Source organism: Pseudomonas sp. FJ2-5-13 (assembly GCF_029201605.1).
Taxonomy (GTDB): Bacteria; Pseudomonadota; Gammaproteobacteria; order Pseudomonadales; family Pseudomonadaceae; genus Aquipseudomonas; species Aquipseudomonas lactis.
Map to the genome: position 1 here is coordinate 4,938,542 of NZ_CP104045.1, position 21,535 is coordinate 4,960,076.

Here is a 21,535-nt window from a genome sequence, read left to right on the forward strand (position 1 = left end):
CGGTCAATCAGCCGCGAGCGATCAGCGCTGCGTCAGCGGCGACCTTCTCGGCCGCTTTCTCGCGGATCAGCTTTTCCAGCTCATCCACCAGATTGTCATTCGTTAGCTTCTGCGACGGCTTGCCGTCGATGTAAATCAGGTTCGGTGTACCACCGGTCAGGCCCACGTGGGCCTCTTTGGCCTCACCCGGCCCGTTGACCACACAACCGATCACTGCGACATCCAGCGGCACCAGCAGGTCTTCGAGGCGCAACTCCAGGTCGTTCATAGTTTTCACCACGTCGAAGTTCTGCCGCGAGCAGCTCGGGCAGGCGATGAAGTTGATACCACGGGAACGCAAACGCAGGGATTTTAGAATGTCGTAACCGACTTTCACTTCCTCTACGGGGTCTGCCGCCAGGGAGATGCGAATAGTATCGCCAATCCCTTCGGCGAGCAGCATACCGAGACCCACCGCAGATTTCACTGTGCCTGAGCGCAAACCGCCCGCTTCGGTGATGCCCAGGTGCAGCGGTTGCACGATTTCCTTGGCCAGCAAGCGGTAGGCTTCTACCGCCATGAACACATCGGAGGCCTTTACGCTGACCTTGAAGTCCTGGAAATTCAGGCGTTCAAGGTGTTCAACGTGGCGCAGTGCAGACTCAACAAGGGCTGCCGGCGTGGGCTCGCCGTATTTTTTTTGCAGGTCTTTTTCCAGGGAGCCGGCGTTGACGCCGATGCGGATCGGAATACCACGATCCCGGGCAGCATCCACCACGGCACGCACGCGATCTTCACGCCCGATGTTGCCGGGGTTGATACGCAGGCAGTCCACACCCAGTTCGGCCACGCGCAAGGCGATCTTGTAGTCGAAGTGAATATCGGCAACCAGTGGCACCTTGACCAACTGCTTGATACGACCAAAGGCCTCGGCTGCGTCCATGTCCGGAACGGACACCCGCACGATGTCCACACCCGCCGCTTCCAGACGGTTGATCTGGGCCACGGTGGCGGCCACATCGTTGGTGTCGCTGTTGGTCATGCTCTGCACTGCGATAGGGGCATCGCCACCCACCGGCACCGAGCCGACCCAGATCTTGCGCGATACGCGACGTTTGATTGGAGATTCGCCGTGCATGACTATTGTCCCAACTTGAGGCGAGCAGTCTCGCCACTGGTGAACGGCGCCACGTCTACAGGCTGGCCGTTGTAGGCCACTTGCGCGCCACGGGCGAAGCCCAGACGCAGCGTCAAAGGAGGCTTGCCGCCCTGGTCAAGCGTATCTCCCTTACGCTTCAAACCGCTGAACAGCACTTTGCCGTTGCCATCGGTGACCTGCGTCCAGCAGTCAGCGATGAAGGTAATTTGTACGCGCCCATCACCGGCGATCAACGCAGGGCTGGTGGGAGGCGACATCGCCGGCGCTGCGGGTGCGGCTGGCGCAGGGGTCGCAGGTGCAGGTGTCGGAACCACCGGAGCCTGGGCCACGGGTGCTGCCGCAGTGGTCGGAGCAGCCGGGGTGGGTACCGCAGCCGTCGCAGCCGGGGCCGTGCCAGCGTCTGGCACCGGTTGCTCGGCAGTGGCCGGCGCTTGCGACGCGGCTTGCCCTTCTACCACGGCCTGGTCTTCCGGCTCGTCCAGGGGGTGAATCTGGGTGGTGCCGTCGGCGCTTTCGACTTCGACATGTTCCATGGCGTTGCTGGTCAGGTCTTTGTTGCGCTGGGAGGTCTGGTCTTGCCACCAGACAAAACCGCCGCCGACCACGGCGATCAGCAACAACAGGCTGACAATCCGCAAAATGGTGTGGGAAACCCGCGTTGGCTCTTCGATACGCCCCAACCCATGGACATTACTGCCCTGGGCATCGGTGCCGGTGAACTGGTCGAACTCCTGGACCAGCACAGCCTGATCGATACCCAGCAATTTGGCATAGGCGCGGATATAGCCGCGGGCAAAGGTGTGCCCAGGCAGCTTGTCGAACGCGCCAGCTTCCAGGTTGGCCAGGGAGGTGCTGGTCAAATTGAGCTTGAGGGCCACTTCCGCCAGCGACCAACCATTGCTTTCGCGGGCCTGGCGCAAGGTTTCGCCTGGGTTGACGCGATTAGCTGCTACATCTTCCGGGTGCGCGGCTTTCATCATTGCTCCGACAGGTATTGCTGATATTCCGGCGTACCGGGATAGAGTCGTTCGAGTTGCTGGCCAAAACGTGCGGCCGTGTCGTGTTCTTCATGAACCGTCGCCAGGCGCACACCGAGCAATAGACTACGTGCATTTTGCCCGCTGAGCAGGCTAAAACGCTCGTAATAGTCACGTGCCGGCACATAATGCCTGTCTTCGTAAGACAACTCAGCCATTTCGAGCAATGCCCGTGGCTGGCGACTATTCAAATGCAGGGCTTTTTCCAGTTGCTGGCGGGCGCTGTCGCGCTGGCCGAGGCGCATCGAGGTCACACCGAGGTTCTCGAACACCCGCGAACGCTGCGGGTAGAGGGTATCGGTGGCGGCTTGCTGGAAATAACGTGATGCCAAGTCATACCGCTGCTGCTCGAACAGAAAACTGCCGTAGTTGTTCAGCAGCCGCGGGTCGGCAGGACGGGAGGCCAGGGCCTTGAGAAAATAGCGATCGGCCAGCTCAGGCTCGGCCTGAGCCTGAAACACCAGGGCCAGCGCGGCGTTGGCATCGGCATCATCTGCGTCCAGCTCCAGGGCCTTTTTCAACGGCACCTTGGCCTGCTCGCTCATGCCTTGGCGCAGATACCCCAAACCCAGTTGCACATAGGCAACTCGCGCCTCATCACGGCCTTTATCAGTGCGCAACGGGCTGTCATGGCCCGATGAAACGCAACCGGCCACCAGGCCGGTAAAGAGTAAAAGCAGCGCAAGGCGCAAGGGCATAGAGATCCTCTCTCAGATTCGATTCACAGCGATTTGCGGTAAATCTTCAGCGGCGTTAAGTTCGCGCACGGCGATATAACGTTCACTGCGGCGGGTGCGGTCCATCACCTGCCCTACCAATTGGCCACACGCGGCATCGATGTCTTCACCACGGGTGGTTCGCACAGTGACGTTATAGCCGGCCTGATGCAGTTGATCCTGGAAACGACGGATGGCGTTGTTGCTCGGCCGCTCGTAGCCAGAATGGGGAAACGGGTTGAACGGGATCAAGTTGATCTTGCACGGGGTGTCCTTGAGCAATTCGATCATCTCGACAGCGTGCTCCAGCTTGTCGTTGACGTCCTTGAGCATGGTGTACTCAATGGTCAACACACGCTTCTCACCCAGGGTCGCCATATAACGCTGGCACGACTCGAGCAGCATCTTAAGCGGATACTTCTTGTTGATCGGCACCAATTGGTTACGCAATGCGTCATTAGGTGCGTGCAGCGACAACGCGAGGGAGACGTCGATGTGCTTGGCCAGCTCATCAATCATCGGTACCACGCCAGAGGTCGACAGGGTCACACGGCGCTTGGAGATGCCGTAGCCCAGGTCGTCCATCATCAGGTGCATGGCCGCAATCACGTTGTCGAAGTTCAGCAGCGGCTCACCCATGCCCATCATCACCACGTTGGTGATGGCACGGTCGACGGTCGCCGGGACGCTGCCAAAGGATTTGTTGGCAATCCACACCTGGCCGATGACTTCGGCGGCGGTGAGGTTGCTATTGAAGCCTTGCTTGCCGGTGGAGCAGAAACTGCAGTCCAGGGCACAGCCTGCCTGGGACGAAACGCACAACGTGCCACGTTTGCCCTGGGGAATGTACACGGTCTCGACACAGCTGCCGGACGCCACGCGCACGACCCACTTACGGGTACCGTCGCTGGATATGTCCTCGCTGACCACTTCGGGACCACGCACCTCGGCAATGGCCTTGAGCTTGTCGCGCAGGGCCTTGCTGACGTTCGTCATGGCGTCGAAATCGTCGACGCCAAAGTGGTGAATCCACTTCATTACCTGACCGGCACGGAAACGCTTCTCCCCGATTGAGTCGAAGAATTTCTCCATTTCCGGCTGAGTCAGACCCAGCAGGTTGGTTTTAACAGTCGATGTAGTCATGGATTCACCCTCACTCTTTAAGCCGATGCTTAGCGAGCGGTTACTTCAGTAGCAGCGAAAAAGTACGAGATTTCGCGAGCAGCAGCAGCTTCGGAGTCCGAGCCGTGAACAGCGTTGGCGTCGATGGATTCAGCGAAGTCAGCACGGATGGTGCCGGCAGCCGCTTCTTTAGGGTTGGTAGCGCCCATCAGCTCACGGTTCAGAGCGATAGCGTTTTCGCCTTCCAGAACCTGAACAACAACAGGACCGGAGATCATGAAGGCAACCAGGTCGCCGAAGAAGCCACGAGCGCTGTGCTCAGCGTAGAAGCCTTCAGCTTCAGCCTTGGACAGTTGCTTGAGTTTCGAAGCTACAACCTTCAGGCCGGCTTTTTCGAAACGAGTGGTGATCTCGCCGATGACGTTTTTTGCAACAGCGTCAGGCTTGATGATGGAGAAAGTACGTTGAACAGCCATGGTGTAACTCCAGAAACGGTAATTTACGAAAAATTAAACCCGCGAATTATACGCGGGTTATTGGGTATTGCCTAACTGCGTGAGGGAGGCGTCAGTCCTGTTCTTCTTTCCAGGCAGTCTGGATAGCTTCCAAGACCTTTTCACCACCACGATCACGCTCATCTTCGAACCCGGGCAATGCCATGACCATGTCACGCAAAGCTACAAAGTTCAGGGAGTAAGGATCCAGATCCGGGTTGCCATCGGCCAACAGGATAGCGATCTCTTGCACATCAACCCATTTAAGACTCATGACACTTCCTTGAATCAATGCGGCGCTTCGGCCGCATGGTTGAGCGAATATTTCGGGATTTCGACGGTGAGGTCTTCAGTCCCCACTTTTGCCTGGCAACTCAGGCGCGACGTCGGCTCCAGGCCCCACGCCCGATCAAGATAGTCTTCTTCCAGGTCGTCAGCCTCATTGAGGCTGTCGAAACCTTTACGAATGATGCAGTGACAGGTGGTGCAGGCATTGACGCCGCCACAGGCACTTTCGATCTCGATATGGTTGTCGTGGGCAACTTCAAGCAGGGACTTGCCGGTCTCAGCCTCCACGACCATGCCCTCAGCGCAATGTTCGGCGTGCGGTAGAAAAGTGACCCGTGGCATCAGTTATTCCTCAATTTCGTTCAGGTTGCGGCCCGCCAGCGCGGCTTTAACCGTCTGATCCATACGGCGGGCGGCAAAGGCATCAGTCACTTGCGACAGGCGCTTGGTCTGTTGCTCGATGGCGTAACCATCGTTGCCTTTCATCAGTTCGGCCAGTTCCTGCATCTGCAGGTCAATGACCATGCGTTCTTCGGCATCAAGCAGGCGTTCGCCGTCGGCTTCAAGCGCACCCTGCACCGCTTCGAGCAGGCGCTGGGCATCCACTTGTTGCTCACGCAATACGCGAGCGACCTTGTCGTCACCGGCATACTGGAACGAATCCTTGAGCATCTTGGCGATTTCACCGTCAGTGAGACCGTAAGAAGGCTTGACCTGGATGCTGGCCTCAACGCCCGAGGCCAGTTCGCGCGCAGCCACGCTGAGCAAGCCATCGGCATCGACCTGGAAGGTCACGCGAATCTTGGCGGCACCGGCCACCATCGCCGGAATGCCGCGCAATTCAAAGCGCGCCAGGGAGCGGCAGTCGCTGATCAGCTCGCGCTCGCCTTGCAGCACATGAATCATCATGGCCGTCTGGCCGTCTTTGTAGGTAGTGAAATCCTGGGCGCGAGCAACGGGGATGGTGGTGTTGCGCGGGATCACCTTCTCCATCAGGCCGCCCATGGTTTCCAGGCCCAGAGACAACGGGATCACGTCGAGCAACAGCAATTCGCCGCCATCGCGCTTGTTGCCGGCCAGGGTATCGGCCTGAATTGCGGCGCCAATGGCCACCACTTGATCCGGGTCGATTTCAGTCAGCGGCTGGCGACCAAACGCTTCGGCAACCGCCTCACGCACACGCGGCACGCGAGTGGAACCACCGACCATGACCACAGCGCCGACATCTTCCAGCTCAATGCCGGAGTCACGCACAGCACGACGGCAAGCCTTGAGGCTGCGGGCGACCATTGGCTCGATCAGCGCGTCAAAGGCTTCGCGGGTCAGTTGTGCCGACCAATCAGCGTAAGTCACTTCAACGGATGCAGCATTAGTCAGCGCTTCTTTGGCCGCACAGGCAGTTTGCAGCAAGTTACGCTGCGCGCCCGGATCCAGGTCGGCAGACAAACCTGCGCTGGTGATGATCCAGCCGGCAATGGCGTGGTCGAAGTCATCGCCGCCCAGGGCACTGTCGCCACCGGTGGCCAGCACTTCGAAAACACCGCCGGTCAGGCGCAGGATAGAGATATCGAAGGTGCCGCCACCCAGGTCATAAATGGCGACCAGGCCTTCAGCGTGCTGATCGAGGCCGTAGGCCACCGCCGCCGCAGTCGGCTCGTTGAGCAAGCGCAGCACGTTCAAGCCGGCAAGTTTCGCCGCATCCTTGGTGGCTTGGCGCTGGGCGTCATCGAAATACGCCGGCACAGTGATCACCGCCCCTACCAGTTCACCGCCCAGGGTGCTTTCTGCACGCTGGCGCAGCACCTTGAGGATATCAGCCGACACTTCCACCGGGCTCTTGGGCCCCTGGACGGTGTCGATGAACGGCATATGGGATTCACCGCCGACAAAGCGGTACGGCAGTTGGTCGCCCAATTGCTTGACGTCGGACAGCCCACGACCCATCAAGCGCTTGACCGACAACACCGTGTTCAAGGGGTCTGCGGACGCGGCCAGCTTGGCCGATTCGCCCACTTCGATGCGGTCGGCGTGATAACGCACGGCGGACGGCAGGATCACCTGCCCATCGGCATCGGGCAATGGCTCGGACAGGCCGCTGCGCAAGGCAGCAACCAGGGAATTGGTGGTGCCCAGGTCAATCCCGACCGCCAGGCGACGCTGGTGCGGTTGAGGGCTTTGGCCGGGTTCGGCGATTTGCAGTAGAGCCATGGTAATCAGGTCTTATCTGTCTATCAGGCGTGCATCACGGGCAGCACTGGGTTAATCGTCGAGGCGCTCTTCTAGCTGGCGCACTTCGTAGGTGAGCTTGTCGAGGAATTGCATGCGCCGCATCAGGCGTTCGGCCTGTTCGCGTTGCGCCGCATCATCCCAACAGGCTGCGAAGCTTTCGTTGAGCTCATCCTGGGCCGCCTTCAGACGGCGCTTGAAGACCACGACGCCAGCCACATCGGCTTCGTCCTGCAAGTCTTCGAGCTCTTCGCGCCACTGCATCTGCTGCATCAGGAAGTCCGGATCATGCACGGTGACTTCCATCGGCAACTCACCACCCTTCATCGCCAGTAAATAACGCGCGCGTTTCGGGGGGCTTTTGAGCGTCTGATAGGCTTCGTTGAGGCTGGCCGATTGCTCCAGCGCCAAGCGTTGCTCACGCTCGGAAGCGTCGGCAAAGCGGTCCGGATGCACGCCACGCGCCAACTCACGGTAGCGCGCAGCAAGCTGCTCAAGGTCCAGCCGAAAGCTCGGCTGCAGCTCGAATAAAGCGAAATGACAAGGAGTACCCACGAGTAGCCTCAGATGTTGAAGCTTTCGCCGCAGCCACACTCACCGCGCACGTTAGGGTTGTTGAACTTGAAGCCTTCGTTCAACCCTTCCTTGACGAAATCGAGTTCGGTGCCGTCCAGGTAGGTCAGGCTTTTCGGGTCGATAATCACCTTTTCGCCGTGACTTTCGAACACCTGATCCTCTGCAACCACCTCGTCGACAAACTCCAGCACGTAGGCAAGGCCGGAACAGCCCGTGGTGCGTACACCCAGACGAATCCCCTCACCTTTACCGCGCCCATTCAGGGAGCGGCGAATGTGCTGCGCAGCCGCTTCTGTCATGCTGATAGCCATCGTTGACTCCTTACTCGTCGCCAAATGCTTAGATCAAGCCTTTCTTCTGCTTGTAGTCGCGAACTGCTGCCTTGATGGCGTCTTCCGCGAGTACCGAGCAGTGGATTTTCACTGGCGGCAGCGCCAGTTCTTCGGCCAGCTGGGTGTTGCTGATGGTGACAGCCTCATCCAGGGTCTTGCCTTTCATCCATTCGGTCGCCAGGGAGCTGGAGGCGATGGCCGAACCGCAGCCGTAAGTCTTGAATTTGGCGTCTTCGATAACGCCAGCATCGTTGACCTTGATCTGCAGGCGCATCACATCGCCGCACGCCGGAGCGCCGACCATGCCGGTGCCGACATCAGGATCTTCCGCGTTCATCTTGCCGACGTTGCGCGGGTTTTCGTAGTGGTCGATGACCTTTTCGCTGTAAGCCATGGTACTGAATCCTCACTCATCAGGGCCGCTCTGGAACCCTGTAGAAACGCCTGCGTTTTCCGCCACGTTCCTACAGAGCTTGGGTGGCGGCTTCTATAGTTAGTGTGCCGCCCACTCGATCTTGGAAATATCGACACCGTCTTTGTACATGTCCCACAGTGGCGACAGAACGCGCAGCTTGTTGACGGCTTCGCAGACCTTCTGCGCGGCGTAGTCGACTTGCTCTTCGGTGGTGAAGCGGCCGAACGTAAAGCGGATCGAGCTGTGTGCCAGTTCGTCGTTGCGGCCCAGGGCGCGCAGTACGTACGAAGGCTCAAGGGACGCCGAGGTGCAGGCCGAACCGGACGATACCGCCAGGTCCTTGAGCGCCATGATCAGCGACTCGCCTTCGACGTAGTTGAAGCTCAAATTCAGGTTGTGCGGTACACGGGCGGTCATGCTGCCGTTGATGTACAGTTCTTCAAGGTTTTCGACCTGCTTGTAGAAGCGATCGCTCAGCGCCTTGATACGCACGTTTTCGGCAGCCATGTCTTCCTTGGCTACACGGAAGGCTTCGCCCATGCCGACGATCTGGTGGGTCGCCAGGGTGCCCGAACGCATGCCGCGCTCGTGACCGCCGCCGTGCATGGTGGCTTCGATGCGCACGCGAGGTTTGCGGCTCACGTACAGCGCGCCGATGCCTTTAGGGCCGTAAGTCTTGTGGGCAGAGAACGACATCAGGTCGACTTTCAGCTTGGACAGGTCGATATCGACCTTGCCGGTGGACTGAGCAGCGTCGACGTGCAGCAACACACCCTTGGAGCGGGTGAGCTCGCCGATGGCGGCGATGTCGTTGATGGTGCCGATTTCGTTGTTCACGTGGATCACGGAAACCAGGATGGTGTCTTCACGCATCGCGGCTTCGATCATGGCCGGGGTGACGATACCGTCGGTGGTCGGCTCGAGGTAGGTGACCTCGAAACCTTCACGCTCCAGTTGGCGCATGGTGTCCAGGACAGCCTTGTGCTCAATCTTGGTGGTGATCAGGTGTTTGCCTTTGGTCGCGTAGAAATGCGCCGCGCCCTTGATAGCCAGGTTGTCGGACTCGGTGGCACCGGAGGTCCAGACGATTTCGCGCGGGTCGGCATTGACCAGGTCAGCGACTTGGCGACGAGCGTTCTCGACCGCTTCCTCGGCTTTCCAGCCGAATACGTGGGAACGGGAGGCCGGGTTGCCGAAGTTTCCGTCGACCAGCAGGCATTCGCTCATTTTTTGCGCGACACGCGGATCAACCGGGGTGGTCGCTGAGTAATCAAGGTAAATCGGCAATTTCATGGACTTTCTCCTAAATCAGGCTGGCTGGCGTGCCGTTAGCTCTTCGGCTGTCACTCGACGGCGGACGCTTCAATCTTGTCCAGACGCGGCGCCTTGGTGTTGCAACGGCGCTGGTCCTGACGCTGGGCTACTTCTTGCACCTCACGGCGAGTCACAAGATCAGCCAAGCTGATACCACTCAAAAACTCATGGATCTGCAGGCTCAAGTCACACCACAAGTGGTGCGTCAGGCAGGTGTCGCCGGCATGGCAGTCACCCAAACCCTGGCATTTGGTGGCATCGACGGATTCGTTGACCGCGTCGATCACCTGGGCCACCTGAATGCCCTGCATGTCGCGGGACAACTGATAGCCACCACCCGGACCGCGAACGCTGGAAACCAGATTGCTACGGCGCAATTTGGCGAACAACTGCTCGAGATAGGACAGGGAAATGCCTTGGCGCTCGGAGATATCGGCCAGGGACACCGGCCCAGTTTGCGCGTGCAAGGCCAAGTCGAGCATGGCGGTCACCGCGTATCGGCCTTTTGTAGTCAGTCTCATGGACAAGTACCAAGGTGTTTCAGAATGGGAGCAAGTATGCGATTCCCGAGTATTTAAGTCAACTATAAGACCTAGTACTTTAGTCAGGATTACCCGTAAAAAGGGCGCGCGAATCATAGCAGGATGGGGTGGGATGGACCAGCGGGAACAGGGCAGAGCCGAGAAAGCAGGACAAACGGAGGGCAAATGTGGGAGCGGGCTTGCTCGCGAATGCGATGGGCCAGTCAATATACCCGGCGACTGACACGCCGCCTTCGCGAGCAAGCCCGCTCCCACAGGGGTTTTGCAGTGATTGCGAAACCTCAGCTTGCCTTGGTGGCAGCCTCGTCCTTGATCTCAGCAAAATCCTCTTCGCGCAGTTCAGGCAGGTCTTTGGCACAGTACGGGCTGCCCAGCTCCTTCAGCGCACCGCACATACCCTCCAGCTTGCCGTCCACCGCCTGCAAATGATCAAGCAATTGACCAATGGCGCGAGCCACCGGGTCGGGCATGTCTTCACTGACGCCATAGGCATCGAAACCAATCTTCTCGGCCATTGCCTTGCGCTTGGCCTCTTGCTCATCACCGACTTGCGGCTTGACGATGATGCGACCTGGAATACCTACAACCGTGGCACCCGGCGGCACAGCCTTGGTCACCACCGCATTGGAGCCAACCTTGGCGCCAGCACCCACGGTAAACGGCCCGAGCACCTTGGCGCCCGCCCCTACCACCACGCCATCGCCCAGCGTTGGGTGGCGCTTACCCTTGTTCCAAGTGGTGCCGCCCAGGGTCACGCCTTGATAGAGGGTGACGTCATCGCCGATCTCGGCCGTTTCGCCGATCACGATGCCCATGCCGTGGTCGATAAAGAACCGACGGCCCACCTTGGCACCCGGGTGGATCTCGATACCGGTCAACCAGCGCCCAAAGTTCGATACCAGCCGCGCCAGCCACTTCCAGCCCATACCCCACAGGGCGCCGGACAAGCGGTGGATCCAGATCGCGTGCATGCCCGGGTAGCAGGTCAGCACTTCAAAGGCGTTGCGCGCCGCCGGGTCACGGTGGAAAACACTTTGGATATCTTCTCGCAAACGCTCGAACATTTTTAATCCTTCCGCTTAAGAAGCTCACCACGGGCCGCTTTCTGGGTTTCCGTGAGGATGCCACGCAATATGTTCATTTCAGCTCGGCTCACCGAGCTGCGGCCATACAAGCGACGCAGGCGCGCCATCAAGTGCCGTGGCTTTTCAGGGTCGAGGAATTCGATGGCGACCAGGGTTTGCTCCAGGTGCTCATAGAACCGTTCCAGCTCGTCCATGGTGGCCAGCTCGCCACTTTTGGTCGAGGCAACCTCTTCCTTTTCCACTTTGCTCGGCTGGCCGGCAGCAGCCAGCCAGGCCATGCGCACTTCATAAGTCAGCACCTGCACCGCAGCCCCAAGGTTCAGCGAACTGAACTCAGGGTCTGAGGGGATATGCACGTGGTAATGACATCGCTGCAGTTCTTCGTTGGTCAGGCCGGAGTCTTCACGGCCAAATACCAAGGCGATCTCAGCGCCGCCAGCAGCCTCTTCCACCACTTTGGTGCCGCACTCACGCGGGTCCAGCAGCGGCCAAGGGATACGCCGGTCACGGGCGCTGGTGCCGAGCACCAGATTGCAGCCGACCAGGGCGTCCTCCAAGGTGGCGACCACCTGGGCGTTTTCGAGCACGTCATTGGCGCCGGACGCACGGGCATCCGCCTCGTGGTGCGGGAATACCCGCGGTTCAACCAGCACCAGGCGCGTCAGCCCCATGTTTTTCATGGCTCGCGCCACCCCGCCGATGTTGCCGGGATGACTGGTATTGACCAAGACGACACGAATGTTTTGCAGCAAGGGAGGCGCTCTCGGACACAGGAAAGGGGAGCAAATCTTACAGAACCGCCTAAGGTTATGCCATGAAAGCGAACGTCGTCCTTCACCTGAAGAAAGTTTCTGCTAGAATGCTCGGCTTTCTTTAACAACCTTAGGTGACCTATCCATGCAGCCCATGCTGAATATCGCGCTGCGCGCCGCCCGCAGCGCCAGTGAATTGATTTTCCGCTCCATCGAGCGCCTGGATACCATCAAGGTCGACGAAAAAGACGCCAAGGATTATGTATCCGAGGTGGATCGCGCCGCCGAACAGAAAATCATCGACGCCCTGCGCAAGGCCTACCCTACCCACGGCATCCTCGGCGAAGAAACCGGCCTGCACAAAGGCAGCGGCGAAGGCGAAGACTACCTGTGGATCATCGACCCACTGGATGGCACCACCAACTTCCTGCGCGGCATCCCGCACTTTGCCGTGAGCATCGCCTGCAAATACCGTGGCCGCCTGGAACACGCCGTTGTGCTGGACCCGGTTCGCCAGGAAGAATTCACCGCCAGCCGTGGCCGTGGCGCCCAGTTGAACGGCCGCCGCCTGCGCGTCAGCGGCCGTACCAGCCTGGAAGGCGCTCTGCTGGGTACCGGCTTCCCATTCCGCGACGACCAGATGGACAACCTGGAAAACTACCTGGGCATGTTCCGCGCCCTGGTTGGCCAGACCGCCGGCATCCGCCGCGCCGGTGCAGCCAGCCTGGACCTGGCGTATGTAGCCGCCGGTCGTTTTGATGCGTTCTGGGAGTCGGGCCTGTCCGAGTGGGACATGGCTGCTGGCGCCCTGCTGATTCAAGAAGCAGGTGGCCTGGTGAGCGACTTCACCGGTGGTCATGACTTCCTGGAGAAAGGCCACGTCGTAGCTGGCAACACCAAATGCTTCAAAGCAGTACTGACGGCGATCCAGCCGCACCTGCCGGCTTCGCTGAAGCGTTAAGCGAGCGAGCACAAAAAAAGCACCCCTCGGGGTGCTTTTTTTTGCCTGGCATTTGGGTAATGCAGCATTTTCTGCCATAGCACATACCCAATGTGGGAGCGGACTTGCTCGCGAATGCGGTGGGCCAGTCAAAACATCTACCGACTGACAGTACGCCTTCGCGAGCAAGCCCGCTCCCACATTTTGAACGGTGACTGCCCAGCAATTATTGCTGGTTCTGACCCAGGATCAGACGGCCTTCCTTGTCCACCGGAATCTGGCTACCAGGGTCGCGCTCCATACGCACGGTACCTTCCTTGCCATCCAGGTTGTAACGCACGTCATAACCGACCACCTTGTCACTGATGTCGTTAACGGTGTTACAGCGAGTTTGCGTGGTGGTGTAGGTATCGCGGTTCTGCATGCCTTCCTGAACCTTGTTACCGGCGTAGCCACCACCGACCGCACCGGCCACGGTGGCCAGCTTCTTACCATTACCACCACCAATCTGGTTGCCCAGCAGGCCACCTGCGAGGGCGCCCACCACGGTACCGGCGATTTGATGTTGGTCCTGCACCGGACGCTGCCGGGTCACGGTGACGTCCTTGCAGACCTCACGCGGGGTTTTGATCTGGGTTTTCACCGGCTGTACCGCCAGTACTTGCGCATACTCAGGGCCGCTTTTTACCAGGCTGTAGGTGGCAACAGCGCCTCCGGCAGTCACACCGACAGCACCCAATACCGCACCAACCAGCAACGACTTGTTCACATGAACCTCCTGACCATCACAAGCGGACCGAAAGATCCGCGCTATACCCAGCCTTGGAGCAAAAAAAAAGGCGCGAGTTCAATACTCGCGCCTTTCTTGTAACAGCGGATCAACAAGCGCCCATCAAGGACGGTCGTCAACCTCCTTGTCGGTAGCGGCAGGAGGGATCAAGTCTTCGCTGTTGAGGTTCAGCCAGATCAGCACCACGTTGGCGATGTAGATCGACGAGTAGGTACCCGCCAGAACACCGATGAACAGCGCCAGGGAGAAGCCCCACAGGTTGTCGCCGCCGAAGATCATCAGCGCAGCAATCGCCAGCAAGGTGGAGATCGACGTCGCCATGGTCCGCAGCAAGGTTTGGGTGGTGGAGATGTTGATGTTCTCGATCAACGTCGCCTTGCGCAGTACACGGAAGTTCTCACGAACCCGGTCGAATACCACGATGGTGTCGTTGAGGGAGTAACCAATGATCGCCAGCACGGCCGCCAGTACGGTCAGGTCGAAGGTGATCTGGAAGTAGGCCAGGATGCCCACGGTGACGACCACGTCGTGGATCAGCGACACAATGGCGCCGACACCGAACTTCCACTGAAAGCGGAACGCCAGGTAGATCATGATGCCGACCAGCGCCATCAGCATGCCTAGGCCGCCCTGGTCGCGCAGCTCTTCACCCACTTGCGGGCCGACGAACTCGACGCGCTTGACCGACGCAGGGTTGTCGCCGCCCACCTTCTGCAAGGCCTCGGCTACCTGGTGACCCAGTTGCGGGTCTTCGCCAGGCATACGCACCAGCAGGTCGGTGGTGGCACCAAAGCTCTGTACCACGGCTTCGTGATAGCCGGCCTTGACCAGCTCGTTGCGCACCAGGGTAACGTCGGCCGGCTTCTCGTAGGTCAGCTCGATGAGCGTACCGCCGGTGAAATCCAGGCCGTAGTTCAGGCCCTTATGGAACCAGCTGAACAACGCCAGAACGGTAAGGAGCACGGTGACGCCGAACGCAACGTTGCGAACGCCCATGAAGTTGATTGTACGTAACATGGCAGCCCCTTAAATCCACAACTTCTTGAAGTCACGCCCGCCAAAGATCAGGTTGACCATTGCGCGGGTCACCATGATGGCCGTGAACATCGAGGTAAAGATCCCGAGGGACATGGTCACCGCAAAACCTTTCACCGGGCCTGTGCCCATAGCGAAGAGAATCCCGCCGACCAACAGTGTGGTCAGGTTGGAGTCGAGGATCGCGGTAAATGCCCGGCCGAAGCCTTCGTTGATTGCACGCTGCACGGTCATGCCGGCGGCGATCTCTTCACGAATCCGCGAGAAGATCAGCACGTTGGCATCCACCGCCATACCCATGGTGAGTACGATACCGGCAATACCTGGCAGGGTCAGTGTGGCACCCAGCAACGACATCAGAGCCAGCAACATCACCATGTTGCCCGCCAGGGCAACGGTGGCGATCACACCAAAGAAGCGGTAGATGGCGATGATGAACAGCGACACGAACAACATGCCCCACAGCGCCGCATCGACACCCTTGGTGATGTTGTCGGCACCCAGGCTCGGACCGATGGTACGTTCTTCAGCGAAGTACATCGGTGCAGCCAGGCCACCGGCACGCAGCAGCAACGCCAGCTCGGACGACTCGCCCTGGCCGTTCAGGCCAGTGATACGGAACTGAGCACCCAGCGGCGACTGGATGGTCGCCAGGCTGATGATCTTCTTCTCTTCCTTGAAGGTCTGCACCGGCACGTCTTTCTCGACGCCGTTGACCATCTGCTTGGTGTAGGTGGTCACCGGGCGCTGCTCGATGAAGATCACTGCCATGCTGCGACCGACGTTGCTGCGCGTTGCGCGACTCATCAGTTCGCCGCCATGGCCATCCAGGCGGATGTTCACTTCAGGCGTACCGTGCTCGCCGAAACCGGCCTTGGCGTCGGTCACCTGGTCACCGGTGATGATCAAACCACGCTCGATCAACGCAGGAGGACGGTTGCCTTCACGGAATTCGAACTCTTCGGAAGTGGCACGCGTAGCGCCTGGGTCGGCCGCGAGACGGAACTCCAGGTTGGCGGTCTTGCCGAGGATACGCTTGGCTTCAGCGGTGTCCTGTACACCCGGCAGCTCGACCACGATGCGGTTGGCACCCTGGCGCTGCACGATCGGCTCGGCCACACCCAGCTCGTTGACGCGGTTACGCACCGTGGTCAAGTTCTGCTTGATGGAGTATTCGCGGATTTCCGCGATCTTGGCCGGGCTCATCGCCAGACGCAGTACCGCTTGACCATTGAGGTCGGCCGGTACGATGTCGAAGTCATTGAAGTTCTTGCGGATCAGCGCACGGGCCTGTTCGCGGGATGCTTCGTCAGCAAAACCAAGCTGGATGGCACCGTTGAGCTGCGGCAGGCTGCGATAGCGCAGCTTCTCTTTGCGCAGCAGGCTCTTCACGTCGCCTTCGTAGACCTTCAGACGTGCGTCCAGGGCCTTGTCCATGTCGACTTCCAGCAGGAAGTGCACACCACCGGACAAGTCCAGGCCCAGCTTCATCGGGTGCGCGCCAATGCTGCGCAGCCATTGTGGCGTGGTCTGGGCCAGGTTTAGCGCGACAACGTAGTCGTCACCCATGGCCTTGCGTACGACATCTTTGGCCGGCAATTGGTCTTCTTGCTTGGTCAGGCGCAACAAGCCGCCTTTGGATCCAGCCGCCAAGGTTGCCGCTTTAACCTGGATACCCGCGTCGTTGAGCGCTTTGCTCGCACGGTCCAGGTCTGCCTGATTGACTTGCAGCGAAGTGCTGGCGCCAGAGATCTGGATAGCCGGGTCATCAGGATAGAGATTGGGAGCGGAATAAATAAAACCGATCGCCAGCACCGCCAGGATCAGTACGTATTTCCACAGAGGGTATTTGTTCAGCATCACGCCGCCCGCTTATAACGCGGGGCGCCTTGCGCGCCCCGTCGATTGGTAAAGGTTGTTACTTAGATCGCTTTGAGCGTGCCTTTAGGCAGCGTGGCGGCGATGGCGCCCTTCTGGAACTTCATTTCCACGGTGTCGGAGACTTCCAGTACCACGAAAGCATCGGAAACCTTGGTGATCTTGCCGGCGATGCCGCCAGTGGTTACGACTTCGTCGCCTTTTTGCAGGCTGCCCAGCAGGTTTTTCTGCTCTTTGGCCCGCTTGGCCTGTGGACGCCAGATCATCAGGTAGAAGATGACCAGGAAGCCGACCAGGAAAATCCACTCGAAACCACCGCCCATAGGGCCGGCAGCAGCAGGCGCAGCGGCGTCAGCCATGGCGTTAGAGATAAAAAAGCTCATTTAGCACTCCAGTTGCAAATAGTGAATCTTAGGGTCGGAAAACTCAGTCCAAGGGCGGCACAGGGAGGCCACGCTTGGCATAGAAGGCATCGACGAAGGCGGCCAATGTACCCTGTTGAATAGCCTCGCGCAAACCAGCCATCAGGACTTGGTAATGACGCAAATTGTGGATGGTATTCAACATGCTACCCAACATTTCTCCGCACTTGTCCAGATGGTGCAGATAAGCACGGGAGAAGTTCTGGCAGGTGTAGCAGTCACAGGTAGGATCCAGCGGCGAATCATCATGGCGATGGAACGCGTTACGGATCTTCAGCACGCCTGTATCGATGAACAGATGCCCATTGCGGGCATTACGGGTTGGCATCACGCAATCGAACATGTCCACACCGCGGCGCACACCCTCTACGAGATCTTCCGGTTTGCCAACGCCCATAAGGTAACGAGGTTTGTCTGCGGGCATCAGGCCCGGCAGGTAATCCAGCACCTTGATCATTTCGTGCTTGGGCTCGCCCACCGACAAACCGCCGATGGCCAGGCCGTCAAAGCCGATCTTGTCGAGGCCTTCCAACGAGCGTTTGCGCAGGCTTTCATGCATGCCGCCCTGGACAATACCGAACAGCGCCGCCGTATTGTCGCCATGGGCGTTCTTCGAACGCTGGGCCCAACGCAGCGACAGCTCCATGGAAATACGCGCCACGTCTTCATCGGCCGGGTACGGCGTGCACTCGTCGAAAATCATCACGATGTCCGAACCCAGGTCGCGCTGGACCTGCATCGACTCTTCCGGGCCCATGAACACCTTGGCGCCGTCGACCGGCGAGGCGAAGGTCACGCCCTCCTCCTTGATCTTGCGCATGGCGCCCAGGCTGAACACCTGGAAACCACCAGAGTCGGTGAGGATCGGGCCTTGCCACTTCATGAAGTCATGCAGGTCGCCATGCTTCTTGATCACTTCCGTGCCCGGGCGCAGCCACAGGTGGAAGGTGTTGCCGAGAATGATTTCGGCGCCAGTGGCGACGATGTCACGGGGCAACATGCCCTTGACGGTACCATAGGTGCCGACCGGCATGAACGCCGGGGTCTCCACAGTGCCACGCGGGAAGGTTAGGCGACCGCGACGGGCTTTGCCGTCCGTAGCGAGCAATTCAAACGACATACGACTCATAAGTTGTCCTCAGGGCCGCGCGGCGCCGGGTTACGGGTGATAAACATCGCATCACCGTAGCTGAAAAAACGGTACTCGTTGGCGATGGCGGCCTGGTAGGCAGCCATGGTTTCCGGGTAACCGGCAAATGCCGACACCAGCATCAACAGCGTGGATTCGGGCAAATGGAAGTTGGTGACCAGGCAATCGACCACATGGAATGGCCGCCCTGGGAAAATAAAGATATCGGTGTCGCCACTGAACGGCTTGAGCACGCCATCACGCGCCGCGCTCTCCAGCGAACGCACGCTGGTGGTGCCCACGGCCACCACCCGACCGCCCCGCGCCTTGCACGCCGCCACCGCATCCACTACTTCCTGGCTGACTTCCAGCCATTCGCTGTGCATATGGTGGTCTTCGATGTTATCCACACGCACCGGCTGAAACGTCCCGGCCCCCACGTGCAGAGTCACATAGGCGGTTTCGACGCCCTTGGCAGCAATCGCATCCAGCAGTGGCTGGTCGAAATGCAGCCCGGCAGTCGGTGCGGCGACGGCGCCGAGGCGCTGTGAGTACACGGTCTGATAGCGCTCGCGGTCCGCGTCTTCGTCGGGGCGGTCTATATAAGGAGGCAACGGCATATGGCCGACACGCTCCAACAGCGGCAACACCTCTTCAGCAAACTTGAGCTCGAACAAGGCATCGTGGCGCGCGACCATCTCGGCTTCGCCACCGCCCTCGATCAGGATGCTCGACCCCGGTTTGGGCGACTTGCTGGAGCGCACATGGGCCAGCACACGATGGCTGTCCAGCACCCGCTCCACCAGGATTTCCAGCTTGCCGCCGGACGCTTTCTGGCCAAACAGCCGCGCCGGAATCACCCGGGTATTGTTGAAAACCATCAGATCGCCTGGGCGCAAATGCTCAAGCAAATCAGTGAATTGACGGTGTGCGAGGGCACCGCTGGGCCCGTCCAGGGTCAGCAGTCGACTGGCGCGACGCTCGGCCAAAGGGTGGCGAGCGATCAGCGAATCAGGGAGCTCAAAAGTAAAGTCAGCAACGCGCATGATGGGGTTCGTCTAGCAGGGCCGGGAAGTCTAGCGGAAATAGTGAAAATAGACCATGAAACGTGATTGACCAACGGTAATCTCATCTCTATACTTCGCCGCCATTGAGCCCTGATGGCGGAATTGGTAGACGCGGCGGATTCAAAATCCGTTTTCGAAAGGAGTGGGAGTTCGAGTCTCCCTCGGGGCACCATCTTAAAGAAAGACCTTGAAATTCAAGGTGTTTTTTTTCGCCTGTAAAAAAGTGGGCGGCGGGCTGATTCGTTGCTCACCGCCCATTACCAAGCTGAAACACGATCCAATGTGGGAGCTGGCTTGCCTGCGATTGCGCCAGTCCCAACACCTTCAAACCATCTGCCTACACGCCAACCGAATCCCCCTCCTCTGTCACCCCATTCGGCAACATCCCATTCGCCAAATCATCCACCACCGCCTTCGCCATCTCCCCCAAATAATGCGCCGCCCAGGCATAGCGGTCTGCGCTCTTGTCCATCGCCGCATCCAAAGCCAGCATTTTTGAACAATGGAGGAGCTCGGAGGCATGCTCCAGAGCATCACGAATGGGTACACCGGAATTGACGCGGAATAGACGATGGAGGTCGGGCTGTTTGCCACAGGTGGAAAAAGTAATGACGCCGAGGGTTTTGTTGAGGGGTGGGTTGATCATTGGGCACCTCCCAGGGGGGTGGAGGTGTGGGTCGAGGAATTGCGAAGGTACGGCCTATCAGAAACGCTCATTGCTTAAGCTCCTATGTAGTGAGCTGCCACGTTCGTTTCTCATGCGAATGGGTGGCAGCTATGCGCGGGCTGAGAAACCGGGACAATAGGAACCCGGCAGACCCGAAGGTCTCCCACACATAGCCGCCATTGCACAGACATGCGGACACAAAAAAGCGCCAACAGTCTAATGGATGGTGGCGCCTATGCGCCTATTGTTTCTCGGATTCTCAAGTCCGGTCGCTGGATTGGAAGCGACGGGAGAAAGGTAGCGCAGGAGCAGTTAGAGATGACAGTTGGTATCTGTGGCGAGAAGTTTCCAGCGAACTGGCAACCACCGCTTGGCATTTGTCGTATCTGTGGCCTGAATCTACTCGGACATTACTTTGTCGGCTTCCATTTCTATGGCCATAGCTCCGAGGGCAAGACAACCCGATTTGAAGTCGCTGCCTCGGTCTGTGATGGGCAGCGCCTGGTGCGTTGGTGGCACGCGCCAGATAACGCCATAAAGCCCATCGCCGCTGCACATTCAGATGCATCTTGGTGCAGGATGAAACTGGCATGTGTGGTGGTCTGCACATCATTAGCGAAACGGTGTGCATGCTCTGAAATGGCACGGGTAAAGCCCAAGCGAACGATGAGGACAAGCGGGCCGACAGGTGCAGGAGTGGCGCTTGCTGTTTCTCTCGACCGGCGAGAAGACGTTGGCGCAGCACATGGCGGATGCAAACAAGGAGCTGAAAGCCGGTATGGAGGTGCGCATGCTCGCCATGCCAGCGGATGCCAGCAAAGGCCTCGGCATGTTCTATGTGCTGAATGGTTTTGAGGACGCTGCCGCCCTCTCCGATGCGCTCAAGGCCCGAGTAGCCAAATATAACGGCACGCCCCTCACCGCTTTCCTGCACGCATTGTGTGCGCCTGGGGAAATGCTCACGGTGGAACAGTTCATCACCCAACACCTACCAGCCTCGGCCAGTGGTCAGGCGCAGCGTGCCGCCCTTCGCTTCGGCCTCGCAGCCGCCGCCGGAGAGTTGGCTACCGCCTTTGGTGTTACCGGCTGGCCGGATGGCACAGCCACGACCGCCGCTCGGGTTTGTCTGCATGCGTGGCTGGCCGAACGCGGCGGCGCCGGAAACTTCGAGGGCGATGCGATCTTGGCGCGGCTGCGCCAGGTCATCGAGCGGTTTGGAGAAAGCCGCTTTACCCGCAGGGAATCCGCCACCGCCAAGCTCGATGAGCACGGCCCACGCACGATTGATCGGTTGGGCTTTCGCAAGACCCTGGAACACGGCATGGGCGACGCCCTGCACACCACCAACACCTACTACGTGCTGCCGGAAGCCTAGAGGGCCGAGATCTTCAAGGGCATGAATATCAGTGCGGTGAATAAGGAGTTGCTGCAACGGGGCGTGCTCGAACCGGGAAGCGACGGCAAGGCGTACAGCTTGATTCGCCTGCCGGGGTTAGGACCTCAGCGCTGCTATGTGGTGAAGACAGTTCCTGGAACAGATGAAAACGAGGTCAAGGCCGCCTGATGGCAT

General features: G+C 59.3%; 23 protein-coding genes, 1 tRNA gene and 1 pseudogene. 3 read left to right on the plus strand and 22 right to left on the minus strand.

The window, feature by feature from the left end; translation table 11 throughout:
• Positions 1–7: 7 nt before the first annotated feature.
• The 15 genes from ispG to trmJ form a co-directional block, all read right to left on the minus strand.
• Positions 8–1,117 (minus strand): flavodoxin-dependent (E)-4-hydroxy-3-methylbut-2-enyl-diphosphate synthase, encoded by a 1,110-nt coding sequence (gene ispG / locus N2A98_RS21745; protein ID WP_003175952.1) that lies wholly within the window; start codon positions 1,115–1,117, stop codon positions 8–10.
• A gap of 2 nt (positions 1,118–1,119) precedes the next feature.
• Complete coding sequence (locus N2A98_RS21750) at positions 1,120–2,115, minus strand: RodZ family helix-turn-helix domain-containing protein (protein ID WP_044268094.1); 996 nt, start codon at positions 2,113–2,115, stop codon at positions 1,120–1,122.
• A complete protein-coding gene (gene pilW / locus N2A98_RS21755) occupies positions 2,115–2,873 on the minus strand; it encodes a type IV pilus biogenesis/stability protein PilW (protein ID WP_044268096.1) in 759 nt (252 codons plus the stop codon). Before pilW ends, N2A98_RS21750 begins: the two co-directional genes overlap by 1 nt.
• A gap of 12 nt (positions 2,874–2,885) precedes the next feature.
• Positions 2,886–4,034, minus strand: a complete 1,149-nt coding sequence (gene rlmN / locus N2A98_RS21760) for a 23S rRNA (adenine(2503)-C(2))-methyltransferase RlmN (protein ID WP_003194014.1) — start codon at positions 4,032–4,034, stop codon at positions 2,886–2,888.
• Positions 4,035–4,063: 29 nt separating this feature from the next.
• Positions 4,064–4,489, minus strand: a complete 426-nt coding sequence (gene ndk, locus N2A98_RS21765; RefSeq protein WP_003175956.1) for a nucleoside-diphosphate kinase — start codon at positions 4,487–4,489, stop codon at positions 4,064–4,066.
• Between the two features lie 91 nt (positions 4,490–4,580).
• Positions 4,581–4,781, minus strand: coding sequence for a Fe-S cluster assembly protein IscX (gene iscX, locus N2A98_RS21770; protein ID WP_003194015.1), 201 nt, complete (start codon positions 4,779–4,781; stop codon positions 4,581–4,583).
• Between the two features lie 14 nt (positions 4,782–4,795).
• On the minus strand, positions 4,796–5,137 hold the full coding sequence (fdx, locus tag N2A98_RS21775; RefSeq protein WP_047711727.1) for an ISC system 2Fe-2S type ferredoxin: 342 nt from the start codon (positions 5,135–5,137) through the stop codon (positions 4,796–4,798).
• Positions 5,138–5,140: 3 nt separating this feature from the next.
• Positions 5,141–7,003 carry a Fe-S protein assembly chaperone HscA gene (hscA, locus tag N2A98_RS21780; protein WP_044268098.1) on the minus strand — a complete coding sequence of 621 codons (1,863 nt, stop codon included), beginning with the start codon at positions 7,001–7,003 and terminating at the stop codon, positions 5,141–5,143.
• A gap of 51 nt (positions 7,004–7,054) precedes the next feature.
• A complete protein-coding gene (gene hscB / locus N2A98_RS21785) occupies positions 7,055–7,576 on the minus strand; it encodes a co-chaperone HscB (RefSeq protein WP_044268102.1) in 522 nt (173 codons plus the stop codon).
• A gap of 8 nt (positions 7,577–7,584) precedes the next feature.
• Positions 7,585–7,908 (minus strand): iron-sulfur cluster assembly protein IscA, encoded by a 324-nt coding sequence (gene iscA, locus N2A98_RS21790; RefSeq protein ID WP_003175963.1) that lies wholly within the window; start codon positions 7,906–7,908, stop codon positions 7,585–7,587.
• Between the two features lie 28 nt (positions 7,909–7,936).
• Complete coding sequence (gene iscU, locus N2A98_RS21795) at positions 7,937–8,323, minus strand: Fe-S cluster assembly scaffold IscU (protein WP_003175965.1); 387 nt, start codon at positions 8,321–8,323, stop codon at positions 7,937–7,939.
• Positions 8,324–8,422: 99 nt separating this feature from the next.
• Complete coding sequence (locus tag N2A98_RS21800) at positions 8,423–9,637, minus strand: IscS subfamily cysteine desulfurase (RefSeq protein ID WP_003194019.1); 1,215 nt, start codon at positions 9,635–9,637, stop codon at positions 8,423–8,425.
• Between the two features lie 50 nt (positions 9,638–9,687).
• Positions 9,688–10,179 carry a Fe-S cluster assembly transcriptional regulator IscR gene (gene iscR, locus N2A98_RS21805; protein ID WP_003194020.1) on the minus strand — a complete coding sequence of 164 codons (492 nt, stop codon included), beginning with the start codon at positions 10,177–10,179 and terminating at the stop codon, positions 9,688–9,690.
• 302 nt (positions 10,180–10,481) lie between these two features.
• Positions 10,482–11,264 (minus strand): serine O-acetyltransferase, encoded by a 783-nt coding sequence (gene cysE / locus N2A98_RS21810; RefSeq protein WP_044268105.1) that lies wholly within the window; start codon positions 11,262–11,264, stop codon positions 10,482–10,484.
• 2 nt (positions 11,265–11,266) lie between these two features.
• Complete coding sequence (gene trmJ / locus N2A98_RS21815) at positions 11,267–12,037, minus strand: tRNA (cytosine(32)/uridine(32)-2'-O)-methyltransferase TrmJ (protein WP_275622630.1); 771 nt, start codon at positions 12,035–12,037, stop codon at positions 11,267–11,269.
• A gap of 145 nt (positions 12,038–12,182) precedes the next feature.
• Between trmJ and suhB the strand changes: the two genes are divergently transcribed.
• Positions 12,183–12,998 carry an inositol-phosphate phosphatase gene (suhB, locus tag N2A98_RS21820; protein WP_005791195.1) on the plus strand — a complete coding sequence of 272 codons (816 nt, stop codon included), beginning with the start codon at positions 12,183–12,185 and terminating at the stop codon, positions 12,996–12,998.
• Positions 12,999–13,203: 205 nt separating this feature from the next.
• Here suhB and N2A98_RS21825 read toward each other — a convergent pair whose 3' ends face one another.
• The 6 genes from N2A98_RS21825 to queA all read right to left on the minus strand — a co-directional run bounded on the left by N2A98_RS21825 (position 13,204) and on the right by queA (position 19,277).
• A complete protein-coding gene (locus N2A98_RS21825) occupies positions 13,204–13,746 on the minus strand; it encodes a glycine zipper 2TM domain-containing protein (protein ID WP_003194023.1) in 543 nt (180 codons plus the stop codon).
• A 123-nt stretch (positions 13,747–13,869) separates the two neighbouring features.
• Positions 13,870–14,784, minus strand: coding sequence for a protein translocase subunit SecF (secF, locus tag N2A98_RS21830; protein WP_032895384.1), 915 nt, complete (start codon positions 14,782–14,784; stop codon positions 13,870–13,872).
• Between the two features lie 9 nt (positions 14,785–14,793).
• Complete coding sequence (secD, locus tag N2A98_RS21835) at positions 14,794–16,662, minus strand: protein translocase subunit SecD (RefSeq protein ID WP_003194025.1); 1,869 nt, start codon at positions 16,660–16,662, stop codon at positions 14,794–14,796.
• A gap of 62 nt (positions 16,663–16,724) precedes the next feature.
• Entirely contained in the window at positions 16,725–17,063 is a 339-nt protein-coding gene (gene yajC, locus N2A98_RS21840) for a preprotein translocase subunit YajC (RefSeq protein WP_003175975.1), read from the minus strand.
• A 43-nt stretch (positions 17,064–17,106) separates the two neighbouring features.
• Entirely contained in the window at positions 17,107–18,222 is a 1,116-nt protein-coding gene (gene tgt, locus N2A98_RS21845; RefSeq protein WP_032803964.1) for a tRNA guanosine(34) transglycosylase Tgt, read from the minus strand.
• 5 nt (positions 18,223–18,227) lie between these two features.
• On the minus strand, positions 18,228–19,277 hold the full coding sequence (queA, locus tag N2A98_RS21850; protein WP_044268117.1) for a tRNA preQ1(34) S-adenosylmethionine ribosyltransferase-isomerase QueA: 1,050 nt from the start codon (positions 19,275–19,277) through the stop codon (positions 18,228–18,230).
• 108 nt (positions 19,278–19,385) lie between these two features.
• Here queA and N2A98_RS21855 point away from each other — a divergent pair.
• A tRNA-Leu gene (locus N2A98_RS21855) sits at positions 19,386–19,470 on the plus strand.
• Positions 19,471–19,635: 165 nt separating this feature from the next.
• Here N2A98_RS21855 and N2A98_RS21860 read toward each other — a convergent pair.
• Entirely contained in the window at positions 19,636–19,944 is a 309-nt protein-coding gene (locus N2A98_RS21860; protein WP_275622631.1) for a DUF3077 domain-containing protein, read from the minus strand.
• A 379-nt stretch (positions 19,945–20,323) separates the two neighbouring features.
• Between N2A98_RS21860 and N2A98_RS21865 the strand changes: the two are divergent.
• A pseudogene (locus N2A98_RS21865) lies at positions 20,324–21,529 on the plus strand (DUF927 domain-containing protein); the annotation flags it as partial.
• Positions 21,530–21,535: the final 6 nt, after the last annotated feature.

What these genes read in the sequence shown, in the direction of transcription:
- ispG (WP_003175952.1), bottom strand. Translation starts at nt 1,117, where the DNA reads ATGCACGGCGAATCTCCAATCAAACGTCGCGTATCGCGCAAGATCTGG.
- N2A98_RS21750 (WP_044268094.1), bottom strand. Translation starts at nt 2,115, where the DNA reads ATGAAAGCCGCGCACCCGGAAGATGTAGCAGCTAATCGCGTCAACCCA.
- pilW (WP_044268096.1), bottom strand. Translation starts at nt 2,873, where the DNA reads ATGCCCTTGCGCCTTGCGCTGCTTTTACTCTTTACCGGCCTGGTGGCC.
- rlmN (WP_003194014.1), bottom strand. Translation starts at nt 4,034, where the DNA reads ATGACTACATCGACTGTTAAAACCAACCTGCTGGGTCTGACTCAGCCG.
- ndk (WP_003175956.1), bottom strand. Translation starts at nt 4,489, where the DNA reads ATGGCTGTTCAACGTACTTTCTCCATCATCAAGCCTGACGCTGTTGCA.
- iscX (WP_003194015.1), bottom strand. Translation starts at nt 4,781, where the DNA reads ATGAGTCTTAAATGGGTTGATGTGCAAGAGATCGCTATCCTGTTGGCC.
- fdx (WP_047711727.1), bottom strand. Translation starts at nt 5,137, where the DNA reads ATGCCACGGGTCACTTTTCTACCGCACGCCGAACATTGCGCTGAGGGC.
- hscA (WP_044268098.1), bottom strand. Translation starts at nt 7,003, where the DNA reads ATGGCTCTACTGCAAATCGCCGAACCCGGCCAAAGCCCTCAACCGCAC.
- iscA (WP_003175963.1), bottom strand. Translation starts at nt 7,908, where the DNA reads ATGGCTATCAGCATGACAGAAGCGGCTGCGCAGCACATTCGCCGCTCC.
- iscU (WP_003175965.1), bottom strand. Translation starts at nt 8,323, where the DNA reads ATGGCTTACAGCGAAAAGGTCATCGACCACTACGAAAACCCGCGCAAC.
- N2A98_RS21800 (WP_003194019.1), bottom strand. Translation starts at nt 9,637, where the DNA reads ATGAAATTGCCGATTTACCTTGATTACTCAGCGACCACCCCGGTTGAT.
- iscR (WP_003194020.1), bottom strand. Translation starts at nt 10,179, where the DNA reads ATGAGACTGACTACAAAAGGCCGATACGCGGTGACCGCCATGCTCGAC.
- cysE (WP_044268105.1), bottom strand. Translation starts at nt 11,264, where the DNA reads ATGTTCGAGCGTTTGCGAGAAGATATCCAAAGTGTTTTCCACCGTGAC.
- suhB (WP_005791195.1), top strand. Translation starts at nt 12,183, where the DNA reads ATGCAGCCCATGCTGAATATCGCGCTGCGCGCCGCCCGCAGCGCCAGT.
- secF (WP_032895384.1), bottom strand. Translation starts at nt 14,784, where the DNA reads ATGTTACGTACAATCAACTTCATGGGCGTTCGCAACGTTGCGTTCGGC.
- secD (WP_003194025.1), bottom strand. Translation starts at nt 16,662, where the DNA reads ATGCTGAACAAATACCCTCTGTGGAAATACGTACTGATCCTGGCGGTG.
- yajC (WP_003175975.1), bottom strand. Translation starts at nt 17,063, where the DNA reads ATGAGCTTTTTTATCTCTAACGCCATGGCTGACGCCGCTGCGCCTGCT.
- tgt (WP_032803964.1), bottom strand. Translation starts at nt 18,222, where the DNA reads ATGTCGTTTGAATTGCTCGCTACGGACGGCAAAGCCCGTCGCGGTCGC.
- queA (WP_044268117.1), bottom strand. Translation starts at nt 19,277, where the DNA reads ATGCGCGTTGCTGACTTTACTTTTGAGCTCCCTGATTCGCTGATCGCT.
- N2A98_RS21860 (WP_275622631.1), bottom strand. Translation starts at nt 19,944, where the DNA reads ATGATCAACCCACCCCTCAACAAAACCCTCGGCGTCATTACTTTTTCC.